Annotated in this window: 1 protein-coding gene; it reads right to left on the bottom strand. The window is 59.8% G+C overall.

The features are described 5' to 3' along the window. A partial coding sequence (locus PZA18_RS24265) for a hypothetical protein (RefSeq protein WP_284103461.1) occupies positions 1 to 435 on the bottom strand: 435 nt, incomplete at both ends.

Genomic DNA, 435 nt, shown 5'->3' with positions numbered 1-435 from the left:
CCGGCGGGGGTCAGATTAACGCCCGCCCCATTATTGACGATGATTGCCCCATTGATGGCGGCGGTCAGGTTCGGATTAGCCGTGCTCAGCAGGGTACCGGCCCCATAGCTGTACACGCCGGCACCGCTCACGTAATAACTCAGATATTGATCAAATCCATCCATCGCGTGGTCTTCGGCGAGCCCCAGTGTCACCCAGGGAACCAGCCCTCGATAAACACGGGTGCCAGCGGTTGCGGCACCAATCTGGGTGACCCCGGCACCATTGCAAGGATTGACGTTAGCGGCGGGAGTCTGCTCACGACCGAAGTTCGGTGAGGTCTGGGGCAGGTTGACGGCGGCGGGGCAGGGCATGCGACCAGTTGAAGCCACATAGCGTTGCAGCGCCAATTTCACCTGTTCGATATTGGCTTTGCTCTTGCTGACCTGGCTTTGC

The organism is Parachitinimonas caeni (assembly GCF_030129945.1).
GTDB lineage: Bacteria > Pseudomonadota > Gammaproteobacteria > Burkholderiales > Chitinimonadaceae > Parachitinimonas > Parachitinimonas caeni.
The sequence above is the reverse complement of the archived record's forward strand: the minus strand, read 5'-3'. Positions and strand labels throughout refer to the sequence as shown.